Annotated in this window: 26 protein-coding genes; 14 read left to right on the forward strand and 12 right to left on the reverse strand. The window is 63.8% G+C overall.

The window, feature by feature from the left end; all coding sequences use genetic code 11:
- Window positions 1-182: 182 nt before the first annotated feature.
- Window positions 183-1,502: a tetratricopeptide repeat protein gene (locus tag AB4Y42_RS17325; protein WP_368687959.1), complete on the forward strand. Its 1,320-nt coding sequence runs from the start codon at window positions 183-185 to the stop codon at window positions 1,500-1,502.
- Here the strand turns inward: AB4Y42_RS17325 and AB4Y42_RS17330 are convergent.
- Window positions 1,493-1,651 (reverse strand): hypothetical protein, encoded by a 159-nt coding sequence (locus AB4Y42_RS17330; RefSeq protein WP_368687958.1) that lies wholly within the window; start codon window positions 1,649-1,651, stop codon window positions 1,493-1,495. The genes AB4Y42_RS17325 and AB4Y42_RS17330 overlap by 10 nt on opposite strands.
- Here AB4Y42_RS17330 and AB4Y42_RS17335 point away from each other — a divergent pair.
- Window positions 1,650-2,834 (forward strand): TIGR03118 family protein, encoded by a 1,185-nt coding sequence (locus AB4Y42_RS17335; RefSeq protein WP_368694823.1) that lies wholly within the window; start codon window positions 1,650-1,652, stop codon window positions 2,832-2,834. The genes AB4Y42_RS17330 and AB4Y42_RS17335 overlap by 2 nt on opposite strands.
- A 157-nt stretch (window positions 2,835-2,991) precedes the next feature.
- Window positions 2,992-4,197 (forward strand): NAD(P)/FAD-dependent oxidoreductase, encoded by a 1,206-nt coding sequence (locus tag AB4Y42_RS17340; protein WP_368694824.1) that lies wholly within the window; start codon window positions 2,992-2,994, stop codon window positions 4,195-4,197.
- A 96-nt stretch (window positions 4,198-4,293) separates the two neighbouring features.
- Here the strand turns inward: AB4Y42_RS17340 and AB4Y42_RS17345 are convergent, their stop codons facing one another.
- Window positions 4,294-4,809 (reverse strand): Rrf2 family transcriptional regulator, encoded by a 516-nt coding sequence (locus AB4Y42_RS17345; protein WP_028204661.1) that lies wholly within the window; start codon window positions 4,807-4,809, stop codon window positions 4,294-4,296.
- Between the two features lie 198 nt (window positions 4,810-5,007).
- On the opposite strand from AB4Y42_RS17345, the gene AB4Y42_RS17350 reads away from it, so the two are divergent.
- Window positions 5,008-5,388 (forward strand): BON domain-containing protein, encoded by a 381-nt coding sequence (locus AB4Y42_RS17350; RefSeq protein ID WP_368694825.1) that lies wholly within the window; start codon window positions 5,008-5,010, stop codon window positions 5,386-5,388.
- 171 nt (window positions 5,389-5,559) lie between these two features.
- On the opposite strand, the gene AB4Y42_RS17355 is transcribed toward AB4Y42_RS17350, so the two are convergent.
- A complete protein-coding gene (locus tag AB4Y42_RS17355; protein WP_368694826.1) occupies window positions 5,560-5,808 on the reverse strand; it encodes a hypothetical protein in 249 nt (82 codons plus the stop codon).
- 452 nt (window positions 5,809-6,260) lie between these two features.
- Here AB4Y42_RS17355 and AB4Y42_RS17360 point away from each other — a divergent pair, with 452 nt between their 5' ends.
- Window positions 6,261-6,554, forward strand: coding sequence for a phasin family protein (locus AB4Y42_RS17360; RefSeq protein WP_368687952.1), 294 nt, complete (start codon window positions 6,261-6,263; stop codon window positions 6,552-6,554).
- A gap of 81 nt (window positions 6,555-6,635) precedes the next feature.
- Window positions 6,636-6,833, forward strand: coding sequence for a hypothetical protein (locus AB4Y42_RS17365; RefSeq protein WP_028204658.1), 198 nt, complete (start codon window positions 6,636-6,638; stop codon window positions 6,831-6,833).
- Between the two features lie 58 nt (window positions 6,834-6,891).
- On the opposite strand, the gene AB4Y42_RS17370 is transcribed toward AB4Y42_RS17365, so the two are convergent.
- Window positions 6,892-7,059, reverse strand: coding sequence for a hypothetical protein (locus AB4Y42_RS17370; RefSeq protein ID WP_176732827.1), 168 nt, complete (start codon window positions 7,057-7,059; stop codon window positions 6,892-6,894).
- Window positions 7,060-7,257: 198 nt separating this feature from the next.
- Here AB4Y42_RS17370 and AB4Y42_RS17375 point away from each other — a divergent pair, with 198 nt between their 5' ends.
- The 3 genes from AB4Y42_RS17375 (at window position 7,258) to AB4Y42_RS17385 (ending at window position 8,679) form a co-directional block, all read left to right on the forward strand.
- Entirely contained in the window at window positions 7,258-7,851 is a 594-nt protein-coding gene (locus AB4Y42_RS17375) for a DnaJ domain-containing protein (RefSeq protein ID WP_368694827.1), read from the forward strand.
- Between the two features lie 83 nt (window positions 7,852-7,934).
- Entirely contained in the window at window positions 7,935-8,264 is a 330-nt protein-coding gene (locus AB4Y42_RS17380) for a hypothetical protein (protein WP_342921722.1), read from the forward strand.
- 118 nt (window positions 8,265-8,382) lie between these two features.
- Window positions 8,383-8,679 (forward strand): H-NS histone family protein, encoded by a 297-nt coding sequence (locus AB4Y42_RS17385; protein ID WP_368687950.1) that lies wholly within the window; start codon window positions 8,383-8,385, stop codon window positions 8,677-8,679.
- Window positions 8,680-8,716: 37 nt separating this feature from the next.
- Here AB4Y42_RS17385 and AB4Y42_RS17390 read toward each other — a convergent pair whose 3' ends face one another.
- The 8 genes from AB4Y42_RS17390 to AB4Y42_RS17425 all read right to left on the reverse strand — a co-directional run bounded on the left by AB4Y42_RS17390 (window position 8,717) and on the right by AB4Y42_RS17425 (window position 17,573).
- A complete protein-coding gene (locus tag AB4Y42_RS17390; RefSeq protein WP_368687949.1) occupies window positions 8,717-9,478 on the reverse strand; it encodes a YoaK family protein in 762 nt (253 codons plus the stop codon).
- 237 nt (window positions 9,479-9,715) lie between these two features.
- Window positions 9,716-9,847 carry a hypothetical protein gene (locus AB4Y42_RS17395; protein WP_368687948.1) on the reverse strand — a complete coding sequence of 44 codons (132 nt, stop codon included), beginning with the start codon at window positions 9,845-9,847 and terminating at the stop codon, window positions 9,716-9,718.
- Complete coding sequence (locus AB4Y42_RS17400; RefSeq protein WP_368687947.1) at window positions 9,844-10,233, reverse strand: hemerythrin domain-containing protein; 390 nt, start codon at window positions 10,231-10,233, stop codon at window positions 9,844-9,846. Before AB4Y42_RS17400 ends, AB4Y42_RS17395 begins: the two co-directional genes overlap by 4 nt.
- A gap of 1,723 nt (window positions 10,234-11,956) precedes the next feature.
- On the reverse strand, window positions 11,957-12,250 hold the full coding sequence (locus tag AB4Y42_RS17405; protein WP_368694828.1) for a hypothetical protein: 294 nt from the start codon (window positions 12,248-12,250) through the stop codon (window positions 11,957-11,959).
- A gap of 9 nt (window positions 12,251-12,259) precedes the next feature.
- Entirely contained in the window at window positions 12,260-14,176 is a 1,917-nt protein-coding gene (locus AB4Y42_RS17410) for an SMP-30/gluconolaconase/LRE-like region family protein (protein WP_368694829.1), read from the reverse strand.
- A gap of 271 nt (window positions 14,177-14,447) precedes the next feature.
- Window positions 14,448-16,133, reverse strand: a complete 1,686-nt coding sequence (phaC, locus tag AB4Y42_RS17415) for a class I poly(R)-hydroxyalkanoic acid synthase (RefSeq protein WP_368687944.1) — start codon at window positions 16,131-16,133, stop codon at window positions 14,448-14,450.
- Window positions 16,130-16,618 (reverse strand): MaoC family dehydratase, encoded by a 489-nt coding sequence (locus tag AB4Y42_RS17420; protein WP_368687943.1) that lies wholly within the window; start codon window positions 16,616-16,618, stop codon window positions 16,130-16,132. Before AB4Y42_RS17420 ends, phaC begins: the two co-directional genes overlap by 4 nt.
- Window positions 16,619-16,895: 277 nt before the next feature.
- Window positions 16,896-17,573 (reverse strand): TetR/AcrR family transcriptional regulator, encoded by a 678-nt coding sequence (locus AB4Y42_RS17425; RefSeq protein ID WP_368688090.1) that lies wholly within the window; start codon window positions 17,571-17,573, stop codon window positions 16,896-16,898.
- Between the two features lie 388 nt (window positions 17,574-17,961).
- Here AB4Y42_RS17425 and AB4Y42_RS17430 point away from each other — a divergent pair, with 388 nt between their 5' ends.
- The 5 genes from AB4Y42_RS17430 to hydA all read left to right on the forward strand — a co-directional run bounded on the left by AB4Y42_RS17430 (window position 17,962) and on the right by hydA (window position 25,172).
- Entirely contained in the window at window positions 17,962-19,227 is a 1,266-nt protein-coding gene (locus AB4Y42_RS17430) for a Zn-dependent hydrolase (RefSeq protein ID WP_368694830.1), read from the forward strand.
- A 123-nt stretch (window positions 19,228-19,350) separates the two neighbouring features.
- The gene (locus tag AB4Y42_RS17435) at window positions 19,351-20,745 is read left to right on the forward strand and encodes an NAD(P)-dependent oxidoreductase (RefSeq protein ID WP_368694831.1); all 1,395 of its coding nucleotides are present in this window, start codon (window positions 19,351-19,353) and stop codon (window positions 20,743-20,745) included.
- A 62-nt stretch (window positions 20,746-20,807) separates the two neighbouring features.
- Window positions 20,808-22,085, forward strand: coding sequence for an NAD-dependent dihydropyrimidine dehydrogenase subunit PreA (gene preA / locus AB4Y42_RS17440; RefSeq protein ID WP_321898899.1), 1,278 nt, complete (start codon window positions 20,808-20,810; stop codon window positions 22,083-22,085).
- A gap of 64 nt (window positions 22,086-22,149) precedes the next feature.
- Window positions 22,150-23,652 carry an NCS1 family nucleobase:cation symporter-1 gene (locus tag AB4Y42_RS17445; protein WP_368694832.1) on the forward strand — a complete coding sequence of 501 codons (1,503 nt, stop codon included), beginning with the start codon at window positions 22,150-22,152 and terminating at the stop codon, window positions 23,650-23,652.
- A 44-nt stretch (window positions 23,653-23,696) separates the two neighbouring features.
- Window positions 23,697-25,172, forward strand: coding sequence for a dihydropyrimidinase (gene hydA, locus AB4Y42_RS17450; protein WP_368687938.1), 1,476 nt, complete (start codon window positions 23,697-23,699; stop codon window positions 25,170-25,172).
- The last annotated feature ends 9 nt before the right edge of the window (window positions 25,173-25,181 follow it).

The raw sequence follows: 25,181 nt of genomic DNA on the forward strand, positions 1-25,181 counted from the left end.
GTGCCGCGAACCGGCACTCGCCGCGTTCAAGCGTTGGTCAGGAGAAAACACCCGCCACGCCAGAAATTCGCAACATGGTCAAAACGCCCGTCAATCAAGCCTTTGCGGGCGCTGGCACACTCGATGCATTCACGCCGACCGACAGTTGGGCCCAGCCAACTGCAGCCGAGTCGAGGTGCAACATGTCGAGCGTTCCGGATCGCAGGCCTGCGGGTCTATCTCATGTGTTGTTTCTGGTCGGGCTGATCGGCCGCGCGCCACGGGAGCTGTGGCCCTTTGTGCTCACCTGGGTGATCGCGGTACTGACCGTGCCCTTTTGCTGGCTCGTCATCTCCGGCGCGCTCACGCAGCACGTGCTGGTGCCGCCGGTGGAAACACCGAAAGCGCTGGCCGAGACCGGCTATACGCCGGAATTCCTGGCAGAACGAATTCTTTCGGCGATGCGCGGAATCAGCAGCGACAGCGAAGCGGTTCCACACGATGTCTCGCTGGCCGATAACGACAGCCCGGATATCAAGCTGCCGGGTCAAGACATGTCCTATGCCTCGATCGTCGGCTTTCTGAAATCGACGCTGTTCAGGAACAAGCAGGACGTGGTCGTCCATATCGGCATTACGCATGTGAGCGGCGGCGCCGATGGGTATGTTGCGCATATCCAGATCGAAAACGGCCCGTTCAACGCCATGCACGACGACGTCGCGTTCACCGGGAAGGACTTCAACCAGTCGGTGCGGGACATCGCGATCGAGGTCATGCGGCTCGTCGAACCGAATACGCTTGCGAGCCATGTGTTCACGACGGTGCAAAAGACACGGTGTTCGCCGGGCCAATGCGACTACAGCGACGTCGAAGCCATTTATGACGATGTCCTCAGCCGGCCTGGCTCACCGCAACGCCAATGGGCGCTCGCCGGAAAAGGCTGGCTGCTGCTGCGGCAAAACCGTGCCGAGGAGGCGGAACAGCAATCGCGCGACGCGCTGTTGCTGTATCCACACTCGGCCGTCTTGCGCGCCAATCTCGGTATCGCGCTCGAGCAGGAGCACAGCATCGACGCCGCGATCAAGGAGCTTCGCGCGGGCGCTCACGAGCGGTGGAGCACTGCGGAGAACCAGCGCTTGCTCGGCGACGTCCTGTTGCACGCGCACCGGTATGCCGAAGCGCTTGGCGCGTTTCGCCGCGCCGATGAAATGCACCACGACGACGTGAACATCCTGCATGACTGGGGAGAAGCGCTCATCGACAACGGACAATACGAGGCGGCGATCGTCAAGCTGGCGCGCGCGGTGGAGCTTCGTCCCGATCTCGCGCCCTCTTATGAACTGTGGGGGCAGGCGCTGGAAGACGAAGGCGATCTGTCTCGTGCAGCGCAAAAATATGCCGAAGCGGACAAGCGCGACAGTGGCGCGCTGACGCCGCACGAGAAGCAGCTCGCCCTGCTCGGTACGCCGCGCAGATCGCCGCCGGTATCGGCGAGTCTGCAGGCGCCCGATAGTCACACATAGCGCTCGTTGCCCGCCACGTGTTTTTCGCTAGCTAGTTCAGTCATTGCGATCGCCAGAGAAGCAAGCCCTGTTTCTTCGCTGGAATAAACGCTGCATCCTCCTCGTTCTTTGTCCGTTAGTCCCCTGGATTGAACGAGGAGTGCGGTCATGAAGTCTCTACTCGCCGTATTCGGCGTCGTAGCATGTGGCGCGGCCATGGCGACGCTCGTGTCGTGTGGCGGCAGTTCCGGTTCCAGCTCGGGTTCCAGCAGTGCGAGCGTGCCCGCCCCGTCGTCGTTCACGGCGACGGCGCTCGTTTCCGATGGCGCGGTGGCGGCCGCGCACATCGACGGGAATCTGAAAAACCCCTGGGGTGTCGCCTTCAATCCGAACGGGTTTGCCTGGGTCGCGGACAACGGCACCAATGTCGCCACGCTCTATGACGGCAACGGCGTGCCGCAATCGCTGATCGTCGCGATACCCAGCGGCAAGAACGGCACGGCATCGCCCACGGGCATCGTCTTCAACGGCACACAAAGCTTCACCGTCACGGAAAACGGCAAGTCCGGCCTCGCGGCGTTCATCTTCGCGGGCGAGGGCGGCACCATCACCGCGTGGGCGCCAGCGGTCGGGCCGACCAACGCATTCGTCATGTACGACGACGGCACGGGCGGCGCCGTGTACAAGGGGCTCGCGCTCGCGACGATGAACAACGCGAACTTCCTCTACGCGACCGACTTCCATAACAACAAGATCGACGTTTTCAATACCTCATTCAACAAGGTGACGATGCCCGGCGGCTTCACGGACCCGACGATGCCGGCCGGCTTCGCGCCGTTCGGCATTCAGGCGATCGGTTCGAATCTGTTCGTCACGTATGCGATGCAGGACGCGGCGAAGCACGACGACGTTGCAGGCGCGGGGCTCGGCATGGTCGACGTGTACGACACGGCCGGCAACCTGAAGCAGCGCTTCGCGACGGGCAGTCCGCTCGACGCGCCATGGGGCATTGCGCAAGCGCCCGCGAACTTCGGCTCGATGAGCGGCGCGATACTGATCGGCAATTTCGGTAATGGCGCAATCAACGCGTTCAATGCATCGAACGGCCAGTCGATGGGGCCGCTCAACGGGTCGAACGGCAATGCGCTCGTCGAATCCGGCGTGTGGGGCATCGCGTTCGGCAACAACCTCAGCAATCAGCCCTCCAATACGCTGTTCTTCGCCGCGGGACCGAACGACGAAGCCGATGGCGTGTATGGACGAATCGATCTGAATGCGACGCCGAACCCGGTCACGACCACGGGCACGGGTACGGGCACAAGCACGGGAGCAGGGACGGGCATGGGCATGTAGCGCCCGGCCACGCAACATCGTTGCCTGATTCGTCAACAGTGCGTCCCAAAAGGGGGCTTGCGCATTTAAACTACGACTCATAGAATCCGAGTTATGCGTTGCTCAGGCGCGGCGCGAGTCCACCGATATCCCGTATCCCTGCATTGGAGAAGCACACATGTCGAAGCGTATTCTTGTTATTGGGGCCGGCTTCGCCGGCATGTGGAGCGCGCTGAGCGCGGCGCGGCTGCTCGATGAGCAGGAGCGCACGGACGTGGAGATCACGCTGGTCGCGCCGGACCCGCATCTGCATGTCCGTCCGCGTCTGTACGAAGAGGGCCCCGCGAACTTCCGGGCGCCGCTCACGGAGATCTTCGATGCGACTGGCGTCAAGTTCATCCAGGGCACGGTCGAACGCATCCACGTGGAGCGCCGCGCGGTGGATCTGACCGATGTCGACGGCCAGTCCTCTACGCTCGGCTACGACCGCCTCGTGCTCGCCACTGGCAGCCGGCTGTTCCGCCCGTCGATTCCGGGCCTGGCCGATCACACCTTCAGCGTGGACCAGACCGACGAAGCGGTCGAACTGGAAGCGCACATCCGCAGTCTGGCCGGCCAGCCGGACTCGCCCGCGCGCAATACCGTGGTGGTGGCGGGCGGCGGATTCACCGGCATCGAGACCGCTGCGGAAATGCCGGCACGCCTGCGCGCGGCGCTGGGCGAGCGAGCGAATGTGAAGGTGATCATCGTCGAGCGTAACGATGCGATCGGCCCCGATCTGGGCGCGGGCCCGCGTCCCGTGATCGAAGAGGCGCTGGGTTCGCTCGGCGTGACGTGGAAGCTCGGCTCGGGTGTGGCTTCAGTGGATGCCGGCGGCGTCACGACAACGGACGGCCAGCGTATCGAATCGCACACGGTGATCTGGACGGCCGGGCTGCGCGCGAGCGCGTTGACTGCGCAGATTCCGGGCCGCCTAGACGCCATGGGACGTCTGCATGTCGATCGCAATCTTGCGGTGAAGGGCGCGCCCGGTGTCTACGCGACCGGCGACGTCGCCCGTGCAGCCACCGACGACGAAGGCAATCACACGATGATGTCGTGCCAGCACGCGATGAACCTGGGGCGCTCGGCAGGCCACAACGCGGCCGCCGATCTGCTCGGCCTCGCGCCGATTCCGTATAGCCAGCCGAAGTACGTGACCTGTCTGGATCTGGGCCCGTGGGGCGCGGTCTATACCGAAGGTTGGGAACGCGAAGTGAAGTTGCAGGGCGCCGAGGCGAAGAGGCTCAAGCACCAGATCAACTCCGAATGGATCTATCCGCCTCGCGCGGACCGCGAGCAAGCGCTCATCGCCGCAGATCCGCTGCGCATCGTGGTTGCCTGATCCCTCAGGATAACGACGGATCGGATTGGACGCGGAAGCCTCGTTGAAGGCTCCGCGTCTTTTCGCATGCTGGAAGGGCCTGTAAAGCGACGGATGTTACCCGCGCCGATTGGCGGCGCGCTCCGTGAACCAGTCCACCACGTGATGGTGATAGCTGGCAGGCGCCTTGGAATACGCGCGGGTGGCGAGATCGGCAATCGAGTGTTGCTTGAGCTCTGCGCGCATGGCGCGCTCGGCGCCCTGCATCACGGCATGGATCGAGCAGGTGCCGCGTGTGGCCCATGCGGGCGGCTCGTCGTCGAAAACGGCACATTGCCGGCGTACTTCGCGACAGTCGAAGAGCGCCTTTTCGCCGTCGATGGCGTCGACGACATCCAGCACCGAAATATTGCGTGCGGGTTTCGCGAGTCTGAAGCCACCGCGTATGCCTTCGGTCGACTCGACGATGCCGGCTTTGGCGAGGCGTGTGAAGAGCTTGGCGGCGTAATCGACGGGCACGCCCTGCATTTCCGCGAGGTCGCGCACGCTCGCCTCGCGCACGCCGGCGGACGTGCCGGCAAGATAGAGCAGGCAATGCAGCCCGTATTCGACGCCGGTGCTGATGTGTGACATGGTTATACGACGACTTTTTGTATCGGAGTTGTTAGGGTAGCGCAGTGCGGCGCCGAAGTCATCCGCTGCATCTGCGTGTGCGCTCGGGCAGGCATCGGGTCGGGGCAGGCCATCGTGAACGCGACGCGTGAATACCTGTGCGAACATACGCGTAGAGGCGGCGCTTTTCCTCGGTTGACTCGACCCGATGGAGGCAGCATGAACAGAAACGGTGCGAATGGAACGATCGGCGCGATGGTGTTCGTGGCTATCGCGAGCTGCGCTGCCAATGCGAACGCGCAAACCGGTGTGAGCGAGCCGGCCGGTGTGGCCGTGCAACGTGTCTCGGCATCGACACCCGGAAGCCGGCTGGATACCTCGGTGGTGCGTGACGTTCGCCGTGCCATCAGGCGCGTTCCGGATCTCGACGATTCGGACATTCACATTCGGGTCAGCCATGGCGTCGTCACGCTCTCGGGCACCGTCCCGGAGACCTGGCAGATCTCGCGCGCGGGCAATGCGGCGAGGCCCGTGCTGGGCGTGACGGCCGTGAGAAACCGGCTGAAAGCCCAGAAAGAGGACGCCGCGGCCAGCGAGTAGCGTCTCGCCCGCGCTTCCATCCGAGGACGCCGCCAGAAGGCGACTCCCGATCTTTCCTTACCCCGGCGAACGCTCCCCAGGAGCCGGTTCAAACCTGGCTTGCGCTGACGCAGAATACTGTATAAATTCACAGTATGTGTTTATGTCCAGTAGGAGCGTCGCATGGAATCGCTAATTCGCATTGTGAATGACGAAGACCGTCAGGCGTTTGAATGGCTGGTGGCAAATGTAGGGGCGGATCGCGTTGCCGCTGCGACCCGGCGGCTTGCTGGCGGAGGGAAGCGGCCGTTCGTTTCCGCGCTGTGCCGATACCTCGGCGCGTGGCCGCCTGCTGCGCGGCGTCGGGCCCGCAAGGTCGAGCCCGTTCATACGGCCGTTGGCGATCTGCATCTGGCGCGCATACGCGAGCTGCTTGCGCAACGCAATGCGGTGAAAGTCAGCGCGCATTGATTGGCCCGTTCAACTTTGCTCGAGGGCGCAACAGCGCTGCACTCCCAATCCGCTTGCGATGAATCCGCATCGCAAGCGGTACCTTGTTTGACTTCTTGCCTCACCAGACAGCGCAAAACCCGTAATTCGTCTTTTCTTGTCTGACTGGCTGAGATCCAGGCTGACAAGTCAACTTTTCACAAGCCTGTTCTGCACTTGCCGCCGCCATACTTCGGGGTGAATCCATCCGCGTAATAAATTGGGGAAACTCCTGACTCAACTAGCATTCATGAGGCGGATTTAACAAAGTTAGAATCAAGGCTCTAGATCGACACCGGCATTCGCTTCTGAATGAGCAACGCTACGCGCGTTGAGAAGCCATACATCAAACGCGGTCGATACAGACATAACGATTGATGAAATGCACGGGGGGGTAAATTAGTATGTCTAATCAAAAATTCGCGGCGGCGGGAAGCGAATCGTGGGCCGCAAAGTTCACTACGTTGACCGGTCATCTATTCGATGGCTTTTGTGAACTCTCACGCCTGAATCTCGCGACTTGCAGGTCGATATTCGCTGGCTCGCAACAGCACTTCGAAGGCATGTTGTCCGTGCAGACGCCCGAGCAATTTGTCCGCAACCAGGTCGAGATGTTGCCGTGGGTTGCTTCGCAGGCGGCCGGGTACACGCGCGCATGCATGGACATCGCGGCGGAGACTGCGGCGAAGCTGCGGTAGCACGCATCGCATTCGGGCCGCGAGTGCGCTCGCAGCCGCGAAGAAGCGTGATCAAACAGGATCAAGCGGGAGGGAAATGACATGTTGAGCCCCCACGAACTTGCCACGTTGATGCTGATAAAGAATGCGCCGGGGCGGATCGAGCCGGACCGGGAGGAACTCGGTGCGCTTCGCGATCTTCACCTGGTCATCGTCGATACGCCCGAATCCGGCTTCCCTACGCCCCGCGTGACGCCTCAAGGCGATGCGCTCCTGAGAGCGGTCGCCCGCGTGCGCTGATTGGCGGTCGAGACCGCATAGTCTGTCACACGGACAGGCTATATTCAGAGTGCGTTGCTCACAATTGGGTTGCGATCCGCATGGATCCGAGGAGGCTGACGTGGACCAGTCCTGGCTGGGTATGGCTGCCGGCACGATCGTGCTCGTAATAGCCGCAGTTGGTGTCACCGCTCACTATCGGCGCGAACGGCGCAGGGCCGATTTGCTGCGCAATCTCGATCACCACGACTGGTGTCGCTGGACACGGGTTCGACGCTGAGTACCCGGGTGCTGCGCGCTGGTGGCGCAGGCGGATTTCGATTTCCGCGGTCTGTTTGCTTAGGACAATTGACCGGTTGCCGGTTGGCGATCGTCATCGCATGCGCGGTGCATCTGCGGACGACATGCTACGATCGACCGCATCTCACTTCCATTTGTGCGAGCCATGGCGACGTTGTATGACTTGCTGGGCGTAAGCGACGACGCGAGCGACGCCGATATCAAGCGGGCCTACCGCAGGGCCGCGATGAAAGCGCATCCCGACCGTAATATGGGACGCGAAGCCGCTGCTCATGCGCAGTTCCAGGAGATCAAGGAGGCTTACGCGATTCTTTCCGATCCGGCGCAGCGCAGCGTCTACGACGCGGTCTATGCCAAGGAGATGGGGCGTATGGCCCGTGAGCGGGAAGAAGAGGCGCGTTTGCAGGAGGCCGCGCGTCAGGAGGCGTATACGCGGCACGTGAGCGTGGCCATGCGCTTCGCGGAGCAGGGCTACAACCGCGACGTCGTGTTCGGTGCACTGCTCGCGAGTGATTGCGAATCCCAGCTGGCCGGGCGCATTGCCGATGGCGCTATCGCGCTGCACCTGTCGCGTCAGGCGGACAGCGCCGCGTCGCGCAATGCCGCAGAGCCGGACCAGGCCGAGCCGCCGTCTTCGTCGCACGGCGCAGGCGACGAGGAGTCGCAAAAGTCCGACGATCGTCGTCACGCCAACCTCTTTAGTACGATCTGGCACGGTATGTTCGGGCTACATCCCTGAACGCATCCCGCTGCCAAAATGCGCCGAACAGGCAGGAGCGGGGGTACGATAGTGATCGACATACTACTCAGCGTGGCCCCCCTATGACTTCGAACACACATGCAGCCCGCGATGTCGACACAGAGGCGTTGGCGACCTTGTCCGAGTACCTGGAGATTGCGCTCGACAAGGGGGGAAGCCTGATTCTCGTTCGCACGCCTGGCGGGAAAAACGAGGTCTATCTGGGCGATCCCGCGCTGTTGCCGGAAGACTGGGCGCACCTCGGCGCGATTCCGGAACCCGTGGCCCGGGCGATACTGGAGGGCACGCGCTCCGGGCTCAACGAACTGACTATCCAGGCGCAAAGCTATCGTTTCGTACGGTTGTTCGCCCAGGTTGCCGATGCGGGGGCAATCGTCTTCGTCACGGCCTGAACGGTCTGCCGCGTGGGCTTGCTGTGCCCGCTGCGCATGTCGGGTGATCACGTTGGAAGGGGGTGTGAGCGAAAGCCACTATGATTGGCGAATGGTGTCCACGCGCAGGAGACGATTCGTGGCAACGTACAAGGAACTGAAGGCGCAACTCGCGGAACTCGAGCGTCAGGCGGTCGTCGCCCGTCAACAGGAGTTCGAGACGGTTCTCGCGGATATCCGCGCCAAGGTGGCCGAATTCGGGTACACGCAGCAGGACATCTTTGGTAGTCGTCGCGGCAGGTCCGGGCTTTCGCATAGCGCGGCGCCGCCGAAATATCGCGATCCCGCAAGCGGCGCGACCTGGTCCGGCAGGGGACGCGCGCCGAACTGGATCAAGGACGCGAAGAATCGCGACCGGTTTCTGATAAGCGAATGAGTTGGCGGGTATTGGCCGCCGGCGACCGACGTATTCGTCAAAACAGGTCGCGCAGCGGCAGGCGACGCAAATCGTCGGTCACCGGCACGCTCGCCAGGATCACCAGCAGCATCGACAAGGGCACGCCCGCGGCAAATCCAAAATGCCGGAAAGCCACGGCGCCCAGCGTTCCGCCAAGCAGGAACATTCCGAGCAGGGAGCCGAGTACGCGGACGCGCTGCATGTCGGCCGCCACGTGATGCGCCGCTGAAGGCGGCACGCCCCAGTTCCAGTAGAGCGCCTTCCCAAGTTCGATTCCCAGATCCGTCACGATGCCGGTCACATGCGTCGTGCGGATTTCGGCCTGCGAGATTTTCGTGATCATGGCGTTCTGCACGCCCATGATGTAACAGAGCACAGCCACCGTCAGCGGCACGAAGAGAACGCGATGGATGCCGGGATTCGCGCCGAGCGCGGCGAAGCAAAGGAGCAGGGCGGCTTCGAGCAGGAGTGGCAGCGCGTAGACGCTGCGCGCGCAACGGCGGCGTCCCCAGTTGATCAGAATGGCGGACGTCGCGGCGCCACTCGCGAAAGCAAGGATCGAACTGATAGCGGACAACGCGATGCCGCTCTCGCCGAGCGCGGTGCTGTCGGCAAGCGACGAGACGATGCCCGACATATGCGACGTGTATTGCCCAACGGCGAGGAACCCGCCGGCGTTGATTGCACCGGCGACCCACGCCAGTGCACGGCCAAGCCGCAGGTTGGCCCGCTCGGTGCGTTCGACAGAGGTGAAGCTGCGCAGATAGTGAATGGGCACGACGGCGTTCCGGGCTACGAGCGTCGAAACGCACAGTGTACGACGCGGACTGATTGCACGGCCCAAGCTCATCTGGCGTTTGGGCTGCGGTTGTTTGCCGCAGGCTTGCCACGTTGCTGTGAATTCGTGTAGTCCGTTTGCAGATGTTTTTTCGCGCTAGACCCAGGGCTCGATCGAGCGTCTGCAAGTCCGGACGGGCGGCGATCCACGATGCACATCGCGTGAAGTCGCTCAGGCTTACGCTTCGGGCATCGTCTGGACGATCAATCTGTAAAGATCGTTAAGATTGTCCTCGGTCTCCAGACTCTCGAACGGATCGCGATTCGCGCCGAACGCCTCGTCGATCGCCACCCAGTCCGATAGCGTCAAATAAGGTTGCGCGCCGGCAGGATGACGGACTCTTCAAGGTGCCGGTGACTGGCGTAGAAGTTCGCGTAACCATACACGCCCTCGCGCAACGCCGGCAGCATGTCGGCGCCGGCCAGTTCATAGCGTGTGAGTGCGCGTTCGAGTGCATGAACGCGCAGCTTGCCCTCGTGCTGGCGCGCGAGTTCCCCGATGACAGCGTCGAATTCTTCGGTGCGATTGCGAAGCCGCGCGAACAGGTATTGCTCCTCTTTGGGGTGATGAACCTGCTCGGGGAATTCGCTGACGTAGTAGAGCACTGCCCGCATCAGCATGGCGCTGCGTGGCCCGGAGCCGGACGCCATGCCATCGGCCACACTCAGCATGGTCAGCCGCGGCTGATTCACCATGCGCCCGGCATCTCACAGTGCATTGATCTTGATCAATTTGTACTCGTGCTGCGGGTCGCTCATCGGCGCTGCTACACAAGATTTCGGCACGGCGATGCGTCACCGTGCCGAATCCAAAGCGATGTGTCGCGCGAGAGCACGAATGCGTCTATGGCGTGCTCGTTGGGGTCAGGATCGGTGGTTCGTACCCGCCCGTGTCCACCGCGAAACCCGCTTTGGTCGTGCCGCCCACGCCAGGCGAGCCTGAGTTGTTCGCGGCCCGTGCAGGACCGGCGCCGTGGCCCGCGCCGCTGCTCGTACCGGATACGCCCGGCGGACCGTAGTCGTTCGCAACCGGCTCGGCAGCTGGTCTTGCGACCGCAACGGGGGGCGGACGCGGTACGCCCGGCGGCGGCGCGTAGTTCGCCACCGGCGCAGTGGGTGCCCCGGTGGTTGTGCCCCGGACCGACGTGGTCGCGCTCGGCGGCGGGGCATTGTCGCTCCCCGCTGGCGTGGGTATCACCAACGCATTCGGACGATAATCCGAGTGCGGCGGTGGGCTATATGCGTTTGTAACCGGTGCGTCGATGATCGGCGCAGGTGGAGGAGGCGGCACGATTTCGACCATGGCCGTCCGTGCACTCATACCTGGTGAGCCGCCGCGGCCCATAGGTCCACCGGGGCCGCCTGCACTCGCGCTACCTGAGGAGCTACCCGCACTCGAACTACCGCCTGCCCCAGCGCTACTGCCACCGGCGCTGCTTCCACCGGCGCTACCCGCACCGGAACTGCCTGCGCCGGAGCTGCCCGCGCCGGAACTGCCTGCGCCAGAGCTACCTGCACCGGAGCTACCCGCGCCGGAACTGCCTGCGCCAGAGCTACCTGCACCGGAGCTACCTGCACCGGAGCTGCCTGCGCCGGAGCTGCCTGCGCCGGAGCTGCCTGCGCCGGAGCTGCCTGCGCCGGAGCTGCCTGCGCCGGAACTGCCTGCGCCGGAGCTACCTGCACCGGAGCCCGAGCTTGATCCCGAACCCGAGCCTGAGCCTGAGCCCGACCCAGAGCCTGCGCCCGACCCAGAGCCTGAGCCCGACCCTGAGCCGTGACCACCACCCGCACCAGCACCAGCACCCGCGCCGCCGCCATTGCCGCCGCCGTTACCGCCGCCGTTGCCCCCACCATTACCGCCGCCGTTCCCTCCGCCGTTACCGCCGCCCGCACCATAAGCGGCACCCGACAGGGCCAGAGCGAGCACCCATACCACGGTCTGCTTGGTTGATCGGTTCATCGTTCCCCCTATTTCGCGCAAGCCGCTTCAAATGCCCGACTTGCCCGCGCAAAACCGCTCCGCGCGTTGGCCAACAGGCGCGCAAGCGATGTGCCGCAACGCGCTCCCCCGGTGCGCGTCGTCGGCATGGTTCAGAAGGACTATCTTCATCGCGACGCCGCCCCTCATAAGCGGAACGCAATGATGTATCGCTGCAGGATACGGCGATTAGAAAGCCACGTCTTCGCTCAGTTGATTCGCATTGCGAATCAATACCATTCGTATGATTTGCAGACTCGGTAAACGACGCAGCCTATAGGTAGATTGTCCGGGCTTGCAGCTGAGATGGGCCAGGTTGGCGAAGAAATGCTAGCGAATGGCGTGGGTTCGGGCAAACAAAGCGCTTTCACCAAACGCTTTTAATGAAGCGAGGAGTCGGCGACATCCGGGCGTAGGCGGGGTCAGGCCCGGCCGCGTGTCCTAATGCGAAGCCATTGCGTCTTCTTCTTCGCTGCCGCGAAAGCGGTTTTCCGAATCGATCATGCGCCGCTTCAGTGGCGGCACATTGTTGACGCCGCGCATTGCCGTGCGCATCGCACCGAGCGCAAAGCTTCCGACAATGGGCCGATGTATTGCGTCGCGCTCGTCGAACTGTTTGCGCGATTCGGCCACCGCGTGAAAGCCATAACGGCGCATCTGCGTTTCATAGCCGGCAATCGCATTCACGAGCGCCAGTTCGCCGCGCGCTACCCGCACGAGTTGCGAGCCGAGCAAGGTCAGCTGTTACGGGTGCCAGCGATAAACCACGACGCTCGATCCGTTGTAATTGTCTTTCGTGACGACGTATTCGCCGGTCGAGCGCAGGTACGCGCGGATGCCGTACATCGAATCCACGTCGTTGCCGACATCCATCGCCGTCGGGTTCGAGTTCGTCAATGTCGTGACGAGACTGCCGGTGTTCAGGTCGAACACGTCGATATTCGGTACCGTATGCACGTAGCCCACGAACAGGTAATGGCCCGCTGCCGCGATCGATTTCGGATTCGCGCTGGTGAGATCGATCACCGGGCCCGGCGCGCTCGTGTTGCCCGCTTTCCAGCCGCGATAGATCTCGATGTGCCCGTTCATGGCTGTCCAGTCCCAGCTCCCCGCAATGCCTTGCGCGAGGATCATCGTGTCGCTGTCCGACTGATAGACGATGCGCGTGAGCGGGCGCACGGTCCGCGGGATCTGGATCGTGCTGGCGGCGCCCCATGATGGCTTGCCGTTCGCGTCGAAGCCGGTCAGCGGGTAATGGTAGATCTGGTTGGTCCGGTCGAGGCCGGCCCAGACGTCGCCATTGCCGTCGATCGCGAAGCCACCCGTCACCTTCGTATTCGTATTGAACGCCTTGCCCGGGATCGAGCCGTCGGGAATGGCAATGTACCCGCTCGACGGCTGGAAATGAAAGAAGTTGAAGGTGTCGGGATTCTGCCCGGAGGCGACGAGAATGCGGTTGCCGCCCACCACCACGAGTTGTCCGAAAAGCTGGCCGCGCTGATAGTCGTTCATGTTCAGGCGCGGGTCAGTCGGCCAGCTGAATGGATCGATCGTGTTTGCGACGAACGTGCCGCCCGATGTACCCGTGTAGATGGTGTTGCCGCTGTAGAAGTTCGCGCCATCGGTTGCCGGGTCGGGTGCCGCGACCGCCTCGAAATTGAGCGCTTGCAAAGTCCACTGCAGCGTGCCCGTTGAGTTGTACGAATGAATGTCGGTACTGCCGTTGCGGCCGAGGTCCCAGTCGCCGCCCCACGCGTTGTTGAGCACGTACAGATTGCCCGCCGCATCCTTGCCGATACCGGCGACGCGCGTGAAGCGCTTGTCGCCGACCTGCCCCTTGATGCCCGTCGTGGTGTCGAGATAGCCGCCCTGTACACCGAACGTGCCGACCAGCGCCGGCACCCCGGTCAGGGCATAACACTTGATGTTCATGTCGGGACCTTCGTCGCCAACCAGCAGCTGGTTCGTCGGTGCGTCGAAATCGAGCGCCGATGGCCGGCCGCCCGCGGCCATCTGGATCGTGTTCATCGCCGCGCCAGCCGGGCTGAACTGCGCAATCACACCGGCGTTCGCGCGTGCGACCCAGAGGTTGCCCGCACCGTCGATTGCGAGTGCACCGGGTTGCTGGACGCCGATGTCGCGTTGCCAGACGCCGTCGGTCGTGTACACACGTACGCGGTTGCCGTAATAGTCGCTGGCATAGAGGAGTGTGCCCGCAGTCGCGAGGCCGGTGATCACGTCCGCGTTCTGGATGCCGGTCCAGGTGCTCACGGCAATGCGAAGGTCACGGGTCTTCGAGCTTCGGCTGTAACGGCCCACCGATCCGCTGCCGTACGCCCGGCTATAACCGAGCGCGACGAAGATCGACGTCGCGTTGCCTGTGATCGCACTGCCCTGGAACTCGTCGTGCGCACCGATGGTGCCGAGCGTTGCGCCGTTCTGGTAGAGCGCGACGCCACCCGCGTTTTCGTCCCAGCGCGATGACGTATAGATGACACCTTCGGGCGCGACCCACATCGAGCGCGCGCCGTTGCCGACGTGTGCGGCGAGCGTGCCGAAGGTGTTGGCGAGCCAGTCGGTCATGTATTGCGCGTGACTGGCAGGCGCGATGGCGGCGACGAAAAGCCCCAGCAATGCTGCGCGAATCCGCTTCTTGAACATGCGCTGGGCTTCCCATAGACATCGCGCCGCGATGGCATGAATCGCGGCGCATAAAGTGACCGATAGTGAAGCCACGCCGCAATCGGGAGGTCGTGCTCAGTGAGCACGTGTATCTGGAGTGTAGTCAGAAAATCGCGTTCGGCGTTTCAACCCGCCCATGGATTTATGAAGGATGCACAGCGAATGATTCAGTGCGCATCAGCGTGAATTGGGTCACCCGGAGGCAATCAGGAGCACGTAGCACGTGCCATGACTGCTCGTGCACGTGGACTCAATTCACCCGCGCCTTGACGTAACGGCCAGGCGCGGGCTCTATCGGCCGAAACTTCGTGCTTCCGAGCTTCGTGCGCGCCTTGACTTGACCACCCGCATGCGGCTGCAGCCACGCGATCCAGTGATTCCACCAGCTGCCCGAAGTCTGCTGCGCAGAAGCGAACCACTCTTCAGCGTCGCTTTCAGGATTGCCGCTCGGGCCGCTGTCGACCCAATAGCTCCGTTTGTTCTTTGTCGCCGGATTAATGACGCCGGCGATGTGTCCACTCGCCCCGAGCACGAACTGGGCTTCGCCGCCAAGGAGCCGGGTGCTGCGCCATGCCGATTTCCACGGCACGATGTGATCCTCCTGGGTCGCCAGCACGTAGGCCGGCATGTCGACGCGGCCGAGGTCGACCGGCACGCCGCACATGGTGAGCTTGCCGGGCTCGCGCAGGTTGTTTTCGAGGTACATGTTGCGCAGGTACCAGGTGTACATGGGGCCGGGCAGATTGGTGCTGTCGGCGTTCCAGTAGAGCAGGTCGAACGCCGCGGGGCTCTTTCCCTTCAGATAGTGGTTGATCACATTTGGCCAGATCAGATCGTTGGCGCGCAGCATCTGGAACACGAAGCCGAGTTCGCGCCCCGGGTAGATGCCGCCGCTGCCTATCGAATGCTCACGCTGCAGCACGGTTTGCTCGTCGATGAACACGCCGAGATCGCCCGGATCGGTGAAGTCGAGCATGGTCGTCAGAAGCGTCAGGCTCGCAACCTTTTCTTCTTCGCGCGCGCGTATCACCGCGAGCGCCGAAGAGAGGATCGTGCCGCCCACACACCAGCCTACCGTGTTGACCTTGTCCGCGCCGGTAATCGCAAGCGCGACGTCGATGGCCTGCATCACGCCCGTTTCCAGATAGTCGTCCCATGTCGTATGCGCAGTTTCCGCATCGGGATTGCGCCACGACACCATGAAGACCGTTTGTCCCTGCTCGACGGCGAAGCGAACAAACGAGTTTTCAGGCTGAAGGTCGAGAATATAGAACTTGTTGATGCAAGGCGGCACGATCAGCAAGGGACGCTTCGCTACGTGCGTGCCGAGCGGGGCGTACTGGATCAGCTGAAACAGGGCGTTCTCGAAGACCACCGCGCCTTTGGACACGGCAACGTTGTGACCCACCTCGAAGGCGGCTTCGTCGGTGATCGTAATGGTGCCGCGCGCGAGGTCTCCAACCAGATTGGTCATGCCCGTGCGAAGGCTGGCGCCGTTCGACTCGATGGCCATCCGGATCGCATCGGGATTGGTCGCGGCATAGTTGGTGGGGCTCGCCGCATCGATGAACTGGCGCATGAAAAAGCGCAGCCTGTGCTTTTCGCTCTCGTTATAGCCGGTCGCGCCGACCATGTCTTCGAGCAGGCCCGCGTTGGCCAGATAGCTCTGCCGGAGCAGGTTGTACCAGGCGTTGCTGGTCCATTCGTCGGCCCGAAACCGTGGGTCGCGGGATGCCTGACCGGCTGCCGCCTGCGGGTTCAGCACGGTCGTCCACAGCGCCCACTGCTGTTCCCAGTAGCGAGTGCCGGCTTCATGCATGACAGCCGGCGCAACGGCTGCGCTCGCCGGAATACCGGCCAATGCGTTCAGGAAATCTTTTGCCGAGCGGGAAAAGCCGTGCGCGACTTCGTCGGGCATATTGAAGTGATTGCTCATGCCGGTTCCACTGCGGTATGCGTCGAAGCGTCTTCGCAACGTGCTTCGCTGGCGCGATCCGCGCGCGAAGTGGGCATGACGAGCGCGTCACCGTCGATGACAACCTTGCCTTGCACGGTGCAGATGGTGTCCAGCACGACCCGGCGCTTGCCCGGAATGAGTTCGCGGACCGTCACCGTGGCCTGCACGGTATCGCCCGGCCTGACCGGCGCCTTGAAGCGCAGGTTCTGCCCGAGATAGATCGTGCCGGGGCCCGGCAACCGGCCGGCGATGGCCGCGGAAATAATGCTTGCACTGAGCATGCCGTGCGCAATGCGTCCCTTGAAGGGCGTCTTGCGCGAGAACTCTTCATCGATGTGCACGGCATTGTTGTCGCCCGAGGCGCCGGCAAACAGCACGATATCCGCGTCGGTAATGGTCTTGGCGAAGCTCGCGCTCATCCCGGGTGCCAGGTCTTCGAAGTCGTATCCTGCGATGTCGTTCATACGTGATCCTAAGGAAATGGTGATCGCGTTCAGCCGTCTTGTTGATCCGTGCGGGGAAGACGATCACCTCGCGTAGCGAGGCGCAGCATGCTGGCGCGGCCCGACCGTCATGGCGTGATTCTTCACACGAAGCGTCGTCGGTACTGGGTTCATGGTTGAAGTCGCACGATACGGCAAACGCGGATCTCGCATTTGCGATTGGACGCCACGGTTTTAGTATTTCGCGCCATCGTTTGTTTTGGAACGGGGCGGAAAAAGGGCGGCAATCGTGTTTCGCTCAATGCCCAGGCGAGCGCGCGCCGCTCGCGCGCAAAATCAGCCGCACCACTTCCTCGGTGCTCGCCTCGAAACCCGCCGATGAAAGCGCGCGCTTGCCCGAGAGCGCGCGTATTTGCGCCTCGAAATCGGCGTAGTGCTGCGTGGTCGCCCAGATCATGAAAAGCAGCGTTTTCGGATCGACGGGTGCGAGCAATCCCTCCGCGATCCAGCGATCGATCAGCTTCACGCGCGTTTCCATCCACGGCTTCACACGCTTGAGCAGGATGTCCTGCATATGCGTCGCGCCGCTGATGATCTCGTTCGCCCACACTTTCGACCCCAGCGGCCTGCGCCGCGAGAGTTCCATCTTCGCACGCACGTAACCGCCAATCGCCTCGACCGGATCGTCGCTCGCGTCGAAGGTGTTGGCCGCCGCGTTCCATTCCTCGAACAGATCGTCGAGCACGCGCCAGTAGAGCGCGAGCTTGGTCGGGAAGTAGTAGTGCAGATTGGCCTTCGGCAGGCCGGCGCGCTCCGCGATCAGCGCCGTGCTCGCGCCTTCGAAGCCGCGCTCGGCGAACACGGCCTCCGCGCAGGCGAGCAGATGCGCTTCGTTCGACTCGCGAATGGCGGCTTTGCGCCGACGCGGCTTGTGCGTTGCGTCAGCGGCATCCCGTTCGTGCGCCGGGCCTCGCATCGCGTGGTTCGCGGCTCGCGTGGTGGGTTCGTCGTCGCGCATGATGGTCGGTCCGTTCAGAAGGGAAGAGGCGGCGCACGGCTGCCGCGCCCATGTCGGCTTCATTGTAGTCACGATGTAAGCGCCTCGTGCATTCACCGCCCTCGGGGAAAACGCGCGGAGCGCGGGGGCGTTTTCGCGCACTGCAGCATCGATGGCACGCTTCTCGCTGGTAACACCGCATTGAATTCGCAAAGTTTATCGTCTACAACCTGTCCAATCGGACAGGATTCGCGGGGCGAGGTTTCGGGAGTCGTGAAGCGCCATTCGAGCGTGCACCGCCATGGCTCTTCCCGCCCCAGAAGGTGGCACGAATGCACGTTTGACGAACACGGACAGGAGAACACGCATGAACGCAGTAAGCGAAGCCGCGCTGACGACCGCGATTCACGTGAACGGCCAGCGTTTGTGGGACAGCCTGATGGAGATGGCGAAGATCGGCGCCACGCCCAAGGGCGGGGTGTGCCGCCTCGCGCTCACGGACCTCGACAAGACAGGGCGCGATCTCATCGTGCAATGGGCGAAAGAGGCGGGCTGCACGGTGAGCGTCGATCAGATGGGCAACGTGTTCATGCGCCGCGCGGGGCGCAACGACGACCTGCCGCCGGTGATGACCGGCTCGCACGCCGATTCCCAGCCCACGGGCGGGCGCTTCGACGGCATCTACGGTGTACTGGGCGGTCTCGAGGTGATCCGCTCGCTCAACGATCACGGCATTCAAACCGAGCGCCCCGTCGAAACCGTGATCTGGACCAACGAGGAAGGCTCGCGTTTCGCGCCGGCCATGGTCGCCTCGGGCGTGTTCGCGGGCGTCTTCACGCTCGACTACGGCCTCTCGCGCAAGGATGTCGACGGCAAGACCATTGGCGAGGAGTTGCAGCGCATCGGCTACGCGGGCGAACTGCCGTGTGGCGGCCGCAAGATTCACGCGGCATTCGAGCTGCATATCGAGCAGGGGCCGATACTCGAAGCCGAACACAAGACTATCGGCGTCGTCACGGACGCGCAGGGCCAGCGCTGGTACGAAGTCGTGCTCACCGGACAGGAAGCGCACGCGGGCCCGACGCCCATGCCACGCCGCCGCGACGCGCTGCTGGGCGCCTCGCGTGTCGTGCAGCTCGTCAACGAAATCGGACTGCGCCATGCGCCGCTGGCCTGCGCGACGGTCGGCATGATGCAGGTGCATCCGAATTCGCGCAACGTGATTCCGGGCCGCGTGTTCTTTACCATCGATTTCCGCCATCCCCAGGACGACGTGCTCGCGCAGATGGACGCCGAACTGCGCGAAGGCATCGAAAGGATTGCCGAGCAAGGCAAGCTCGAAACGCAGCTCGAGCAGATTTTCTATTACGCACCGGTGCCGTTCGACAAGGCCTGCGTGAACTCCGTGCGCGCGGCGGCGGAGCGCTTTGGCTACTCGAACCGCGAGATCGTTTCGGGCGCGGGCCACGACGCGTGCTATCTCGCGACGGTCGCGCCGACTTCGATGGTGTTCGTGCCGTGCATCGACGGCATCAGCCACAACGAGGTCGAGGACGCGACGATCGAATGGATCGAGGCGGGCGCGAACGTGCTGCTGCACGCCATGCTCGAACGCGCGAGCGAACCCGGCTGACGCCTTTGACGCCAACGCAAGCGGCCTGAGAGCCGCGCTGTCTTTCACGCTTTCCCCACGTACCGGCTGCGCGCGTCGCGCACAGCCGGCGGACCCGTGTTTTGCCTCGCAAGGAGCATCCGGATGTCCCAGTCCAACTCGAATGCCGCCGACGGCATCGCGCCTGGCCGCCTCACGGCCGAACAGCTTGGCTGCAACTTTGCCGACGTCGCGCCGCCACTGTCCGCCAATGCGGCCGTCATCGCCGCCGACCGCTGCCACTACTGTTACGACGCGCCGTGCGTCGCGGCTTGCCCGACCGGTATCGACATTCCGGGCTTTATCCGCAAGATCGGCAACGGCAATCTCAAGGGCGCGGCGCGCGATATATTGAGCGCGAATCCGCTGGGCGGCACGTGCGCGCGCGTGTGCCCGACCGAAATTCTCTGCGAAGGCGCGTGCGTCCGGAATCATCAGGATGGCGAACCAGTTCGAATCGGCGCGCTGCAGCGCCATGCCACCGACTTTCAGATGGCGCGCGAAGCCGCCGGCGCGCCGGCGCTCTTCAAGCGCGCAAGCGAGACGGGACGGCGCGTGGCCGTGGTCGGGGCCGGACCGGCTGGACTCGCCTGCGCGCATACGCTGGCGCTCGCCGGGCATCGCGTGAGCGTGTTCGACGCGGGCGAGAAGCCGGGCGGGCTCAACGAATACGGCATCGCGGCGTACAAGGTCGTCGACGATTTTGCGCAGCGCGAAGTGCAATGGCTGCTTTCCGTCGGCGGGATCGAAATACGTCAGGGTCAGCGGCTTGGTCGTGACGTCACGCTTACGGAACTGCGAGCCGCCTATGACGCCGTGTTCGTCGGCGTGGGCCTCGGCGGCACGCAAGCGCTTTCCATTGAAGGCCAAGCGCTCGATGGCGTGCGCGATGCTGTCGAATTTATCGCCCGCCTGCGCGAAACCGACGATCTTTCGACGCTGGCGGTGGGTCGCAAGGTGGTGGTGATCGGCGGCGGCAACACGGCCATCGATGCCGCCGTGCAAAGCCGCAAGCTGGGCGCCGAGCAGGTGACGCTTGCGTATCGCCGCGGTGCGGCGCAGATGAGCGCCACCTGGGCCGAACAGGAATTCGCACGGGCGCAGGGCGTGATGCTGGTCGAGTGGATGAAGCCGCTACGCATTACCGGCGACACCTGCGTGCAGGCCGTGGAGTTCGAGCGCACCGCGCTCGATGCGGGCGGCGCGTTGCGCGGCACCGGCGAGATCGTGCGTGTGGAAGCCGACATGGTCCTGAAAGCCATTGGCCAAAAGCTCTTGCCCGAAGGCCTGGTTGGCCTCGACGCCTTGCGACTTACCGCGGGCGCCGCGCGCATTGCCGTGGATGCCGATGGTGCGACCTCCATCGAAGGCGTATTCGCCGGCGGCGACTGCGCAGCCCATGGCGCAACCGATCTCACCGTGCAGGCCGTGCAGGACGGCAAGCTCGCCGCGCGCGCGATCGACCGCTACCTTGCGAGTCAGTCCGCCAAAGCCGCTTGAGCCGCGCAACTCGATCCACGCGAGCAACACACCGAATCCAGACAATACGAAGGAGTCGCATCATGGCCGACCTGCGCTGCACGATTGCCGGCATTGAATCGCCGAACCCGTTCTGGCTCGCCTCCGCGCCACCCACCGACAAGGCCTACAACGTCAACCGCGCCTTCGAGGCGGGCTGGGGCGGTGTGGTCTGGAAAACACTCGGGCTCGACCCGCACGTGGTGAACGTGAGCTCGCGCTATGGCGCCACCACGTGGCGCGGCCAGCGCATGGCGGGGTTGAACAACATCGAGCTCATTACCGACCGGCCGCTCGACGTGAACCTCAAGGAAATCGCGCAGGTGAAGCGCGACTGGCCAGACCGGGCGCTCATCGTCTCGCTGATGGTGCCGTGCACCGAGCAGGACTGGAAGTGGATCCTGCCGCAGGTGGAAGATACCGGCGCCGATGCGGTGGAGCTCAACTTCGGCTGCCCGCACGGCATGAGCGAGCGCGGCATGGGCGCGGCCGTGGGGCAGGTGCCCGAATACATCGAAATGGTCACCCGCTGGGTGAAGGAGGGCACGCGCCTGCCTTGCCTCGTGAAACTCACGCCCAATGTGACCGACATACGCCACGGCGCGCGCGCGGCGATGAAGGGCGGCGCGGACGGCGTCTCGCTCATCAATACGATCAACTCGATCGTGGGCGTCGATCTCGACGTGATGGCGCCGCTGCCGACCGTCGATGGAAAAGGCACGCACGGCGGCTACTGCGGCCCCGCCGCGAAGCCCATTGCGCTGCACATGGTCGCGGAAATCGCGCGCGACCCGCAAACGCACGGCTTGCCCATCTCCGGCATCGGCGGCATTTCCGACTGGCGCGACGCCGCCGAATTCATCGTGCTGGGCGCGGGAAGCGTGCAGGTTTGCACCGCTGCGATGCACTACGGATTCCGAATCGTCAGCGACATGATCGACGGGCTCTCGAACTGGATGGACGACAAGGGCTACGCGAATCTCGACGCCATTCGCGGCCGCGCCGTGCCCAACGTCACCGACTGGCAGTACCTGAACCTCAACTACGACATCAAGGCGCGCATCGATCAGGACCGCTGCATCCAGTGCGGGCTCTGCCATATCGCCTGCGAGGACACCTCCCATCAAGCTATTACCGCCACGCGCGACGGCAAGCGTCACTTCGAGGTGGTCGACGCCAACTGCGTCGGGTGCAATTTATGCATGCATGTCTGCCCGGTCGACCAATGCATCACGATGGAGCGCGTCGACTCGGGCCGCTACGCGAACTGGACCACGCATCCCAACAACCCGGCGCGCGTGGCCGATCCGAAAGCCGCCTGACGCATCGAAACAGAACTGAGCCGAACCGAACCAGACCAACGACAAGTCACGGAGAACTGCAACCATGAGTCAGCCATTGACAGGCGACGCCAGCGCGCGCCGCGCCGAAAGCGAGCTATACAACGACGATCTCGCGCCCACCGGCGCAGCGCAGCGCACGTGGCGCTGGTATCACTTCGGGGCGCTCTGGGTGGGCATGGTGATGAACATCGCCTCGTACATGCTCGCGGCCGGGCTCACCGAGCAGGGCATGTCGCCGTGGCAGTCCGTGCTCACGGTGCTGCTCGGCAATCTCATCGTGCTCGTGCCGATGCTGCTGATCGGCCACGCAGGCACGAAATACGGCATTCCCTACGCGGTGCTGGTGCGTTCCTCGTTCGGCACGCAGGGCGCGAAGCTGCCCGCCATGCTGCGCGCCATCGTGGCGTGTGGCTGGTACGGCATCCAGTCCTGGCTTGGTGGCAGCGCCATCTATACGCTCGCCAATATCCTCACGCACAACGCGCTGGTGGGCGACGCGCTGCCGTTTCTCGGCATCTCGATCGGCCAGGGCGCGTGCTTCCTCGTGTTCTGGGTGCTGCAGCTCTACTTCATCCTGCACGGCACCGATTCGATCCGCTGGCTCGAGAGCTGGTCAGCGCCCATCAAGGTCGTGATGTGCGTGGTGCTCGTGTGGTGGGCCTGTTCGAAGGCGGGCGGCGTGGGTTCGATGCTCTCGCAGCCTTCCCAGTTTGCCGCTGGCGGCAAGAAGGCGGGGCTCTTCTGGGCGACGTTCTGGCCGAGCCTCACGGCCATGGTGGGCTTCTGGGCCACGCTCGCGCTGAATATTCCCGACTTCACGCGCTTCGCGAAAACGCAGAAGGACCAGTTCGTGGGGCAGGCCATTGGTCTGCCAATTCCGATGGCGCTGCTTTCGGTGGTCTCCGTCGTCGTGACGTCGGCCACGGTGGTGATCTACGGCAAGGCGATCTGGGACCCCATCGATCTCACGAGCCGCATGGAAGGCGTGGGCGTGGGCATCGCGCTCGTCATCCTCACGCTCGACACGATGTGCTGCAATCTCGCTGCCAATCTCGTCGGCCCGGCCTACGATTTTTCGAGCCTCTGGCCCAAGGCCATTTCGTACAAGGCCGGGGGGCTCATTACCGCGGGTATCGCCATCGTGATGATGCCGTGGAAGATTCTCGCCACCACGCAGGGCTACATTTTCACCTGGCTCGTCGGCTATTCGGCGCTGCTCGGACCCGTGGCGGGGATTCTCATCGTCGATTACTTCCTCGTTCGCGGCACGCGCCTCGATACGGCTCAGCTATTCGAGGAGAACGGCGAATATGCCTACTCGAACGGCTGGAACCCGGCGGCCGTGATCGCGCTGGTGCTGGGCGTGCTGCCCAATCTGCCGGGCTTTCTCAACACCGCGTTCCCGAATGTGTTTTCCTCCGTGCCCGACGCGTTCAAGAGCATCTACACCTATGCGTGGTTCGTGGGGCTCGCGATTGCGGCGCTCGTCTATGGCGTGATGATGAAGCTCGGCAAGAGCCGGCGCCCGAGTGTGGCAAGCGCGTGAGTGGTGGCAGCGTGAATTCGTTCAACTGAAGGAGACTGGGCATCATGGCGATCCTGATTCGAGGCGGCACCGTCGTCAATGCGGACAAGAGCTGGCGCGCGGACGTGCTCTGCGAAAGCGGCGTGATCCAGGCCGTGGGCGAAAACCTCGACGCGCCCGCGGGCGCGACCGTGGTCGACGCGGGCGGCCAGTATGTGATGCCGGGCGGCATCGACCCGCATACGCACATGGAGCTGCCGTTCATGGGCACGACGGCGAGCGACGACTTCTACACGGGCACGGCGGCGGGCCTGGCGGGCGGCACGACGTCGATCATCGATTTCGTGATTCCGAACCCGAAGCAGCCGCTGATGGACGCGTTTCGCGAGTGGCGCGGCTGGGCCGAAAAAGCCGCCGCCGACTATGGCTTCCACGTGGCGGTCACGTGGTGGGACGACAGCGTGCATCGCGACATGGGCCTGCTCGTGAACGAACATGGCGTGTCGAGCTTCAAGCACTTCATGGCGTACAAGAACGCCATCATGGCCGACGACGAGATTCTCGTGAACAGCTTCGCGCGTTCGCTCGAACTGGGCGCGCTGCCCACCGTGCATGCTGAAAACGGCGAACTCGTCTTCCAGTTGCAGCGCCAGTTGCTTGCGCGCGGCTTCACGGGGCCCGAGGCGCATCCGCTTTCGAGGCCGCCCGAAGTCGAAGGCGAGGCCGCGAACCGCGCCATTCGCATTGCGCAGGTGCTGGGCGTGCCGGTGTACATCGTGCATGTTTCGGCGAAAGACGCGCTCGAAGCCATCGCCCGCGCGCGCAGCGAAGGGCAACGCGTGTTCGGCGAGGTGCTCGCCGGCCATCTGGTGATCGACGAGTCCGTGTATCGCGACCCGGACTGGACGCGCGCCGCCGCCCATGTGATGAGCCCGCCGTTCCGTACGAAAGAGCATCGCGACGCGCTTTGGCGCGGGCTGCAAGGCGGGCTGCTGCACACCACGGCGACCGACCACTGCGTGTTCTGTGCATCGCAGAAGGCAATGGGCCGCAACGATTTCACGAGGATTCCGAACGGATGCGGCGGCGTGGAGGATCGCATGGCCGTGCTGTGGGACCAGGGCGTGAATACGGGCCGGCTCACGCCGAACGAGTTCGTGCGGGTGACCTCCACGAACGCCGCGCAGATCTTCAACCTGTATCCGCGCAAGGGCACGGTGGCTGCCGGCGCCGACGCCGATCTCGTCGTTTGGGATCCGCAGGCTACGCGCACGATCTCGGTGAAGACCCATCATCAGAACGTCGACTTCAACGTCTTCGAAGGCATGACGGTGCGCGGCGTGCCCACGCATACGGTCTCGCAAGGCGAACTCGTGTGGGCGAACGGCGATCTGCGGGCGCGGCGCGGTGCCGGGCGGTATCTGAAGCGGCCCGCGAATCCCGGCTATCTGCAGGCGTCGCGGCTCGCGAAGAGCCTGAAGGAGACGCAGCCCGTGCATCGCGAGGGAGACGCAGCGAATCAGGTGAAAGGGCTCGGTTAGTCTGATTGA

Source organism: Paraburkholderia sp. EG286B (genome assembly GCF_040965655.1).
Taxonomy (GTDB): domain Bacteria; phylum Pseudomonadota; class Gammaproteobacteria; order Burkholderiales; family Burkholderiaceae; genus Paraburkholderia.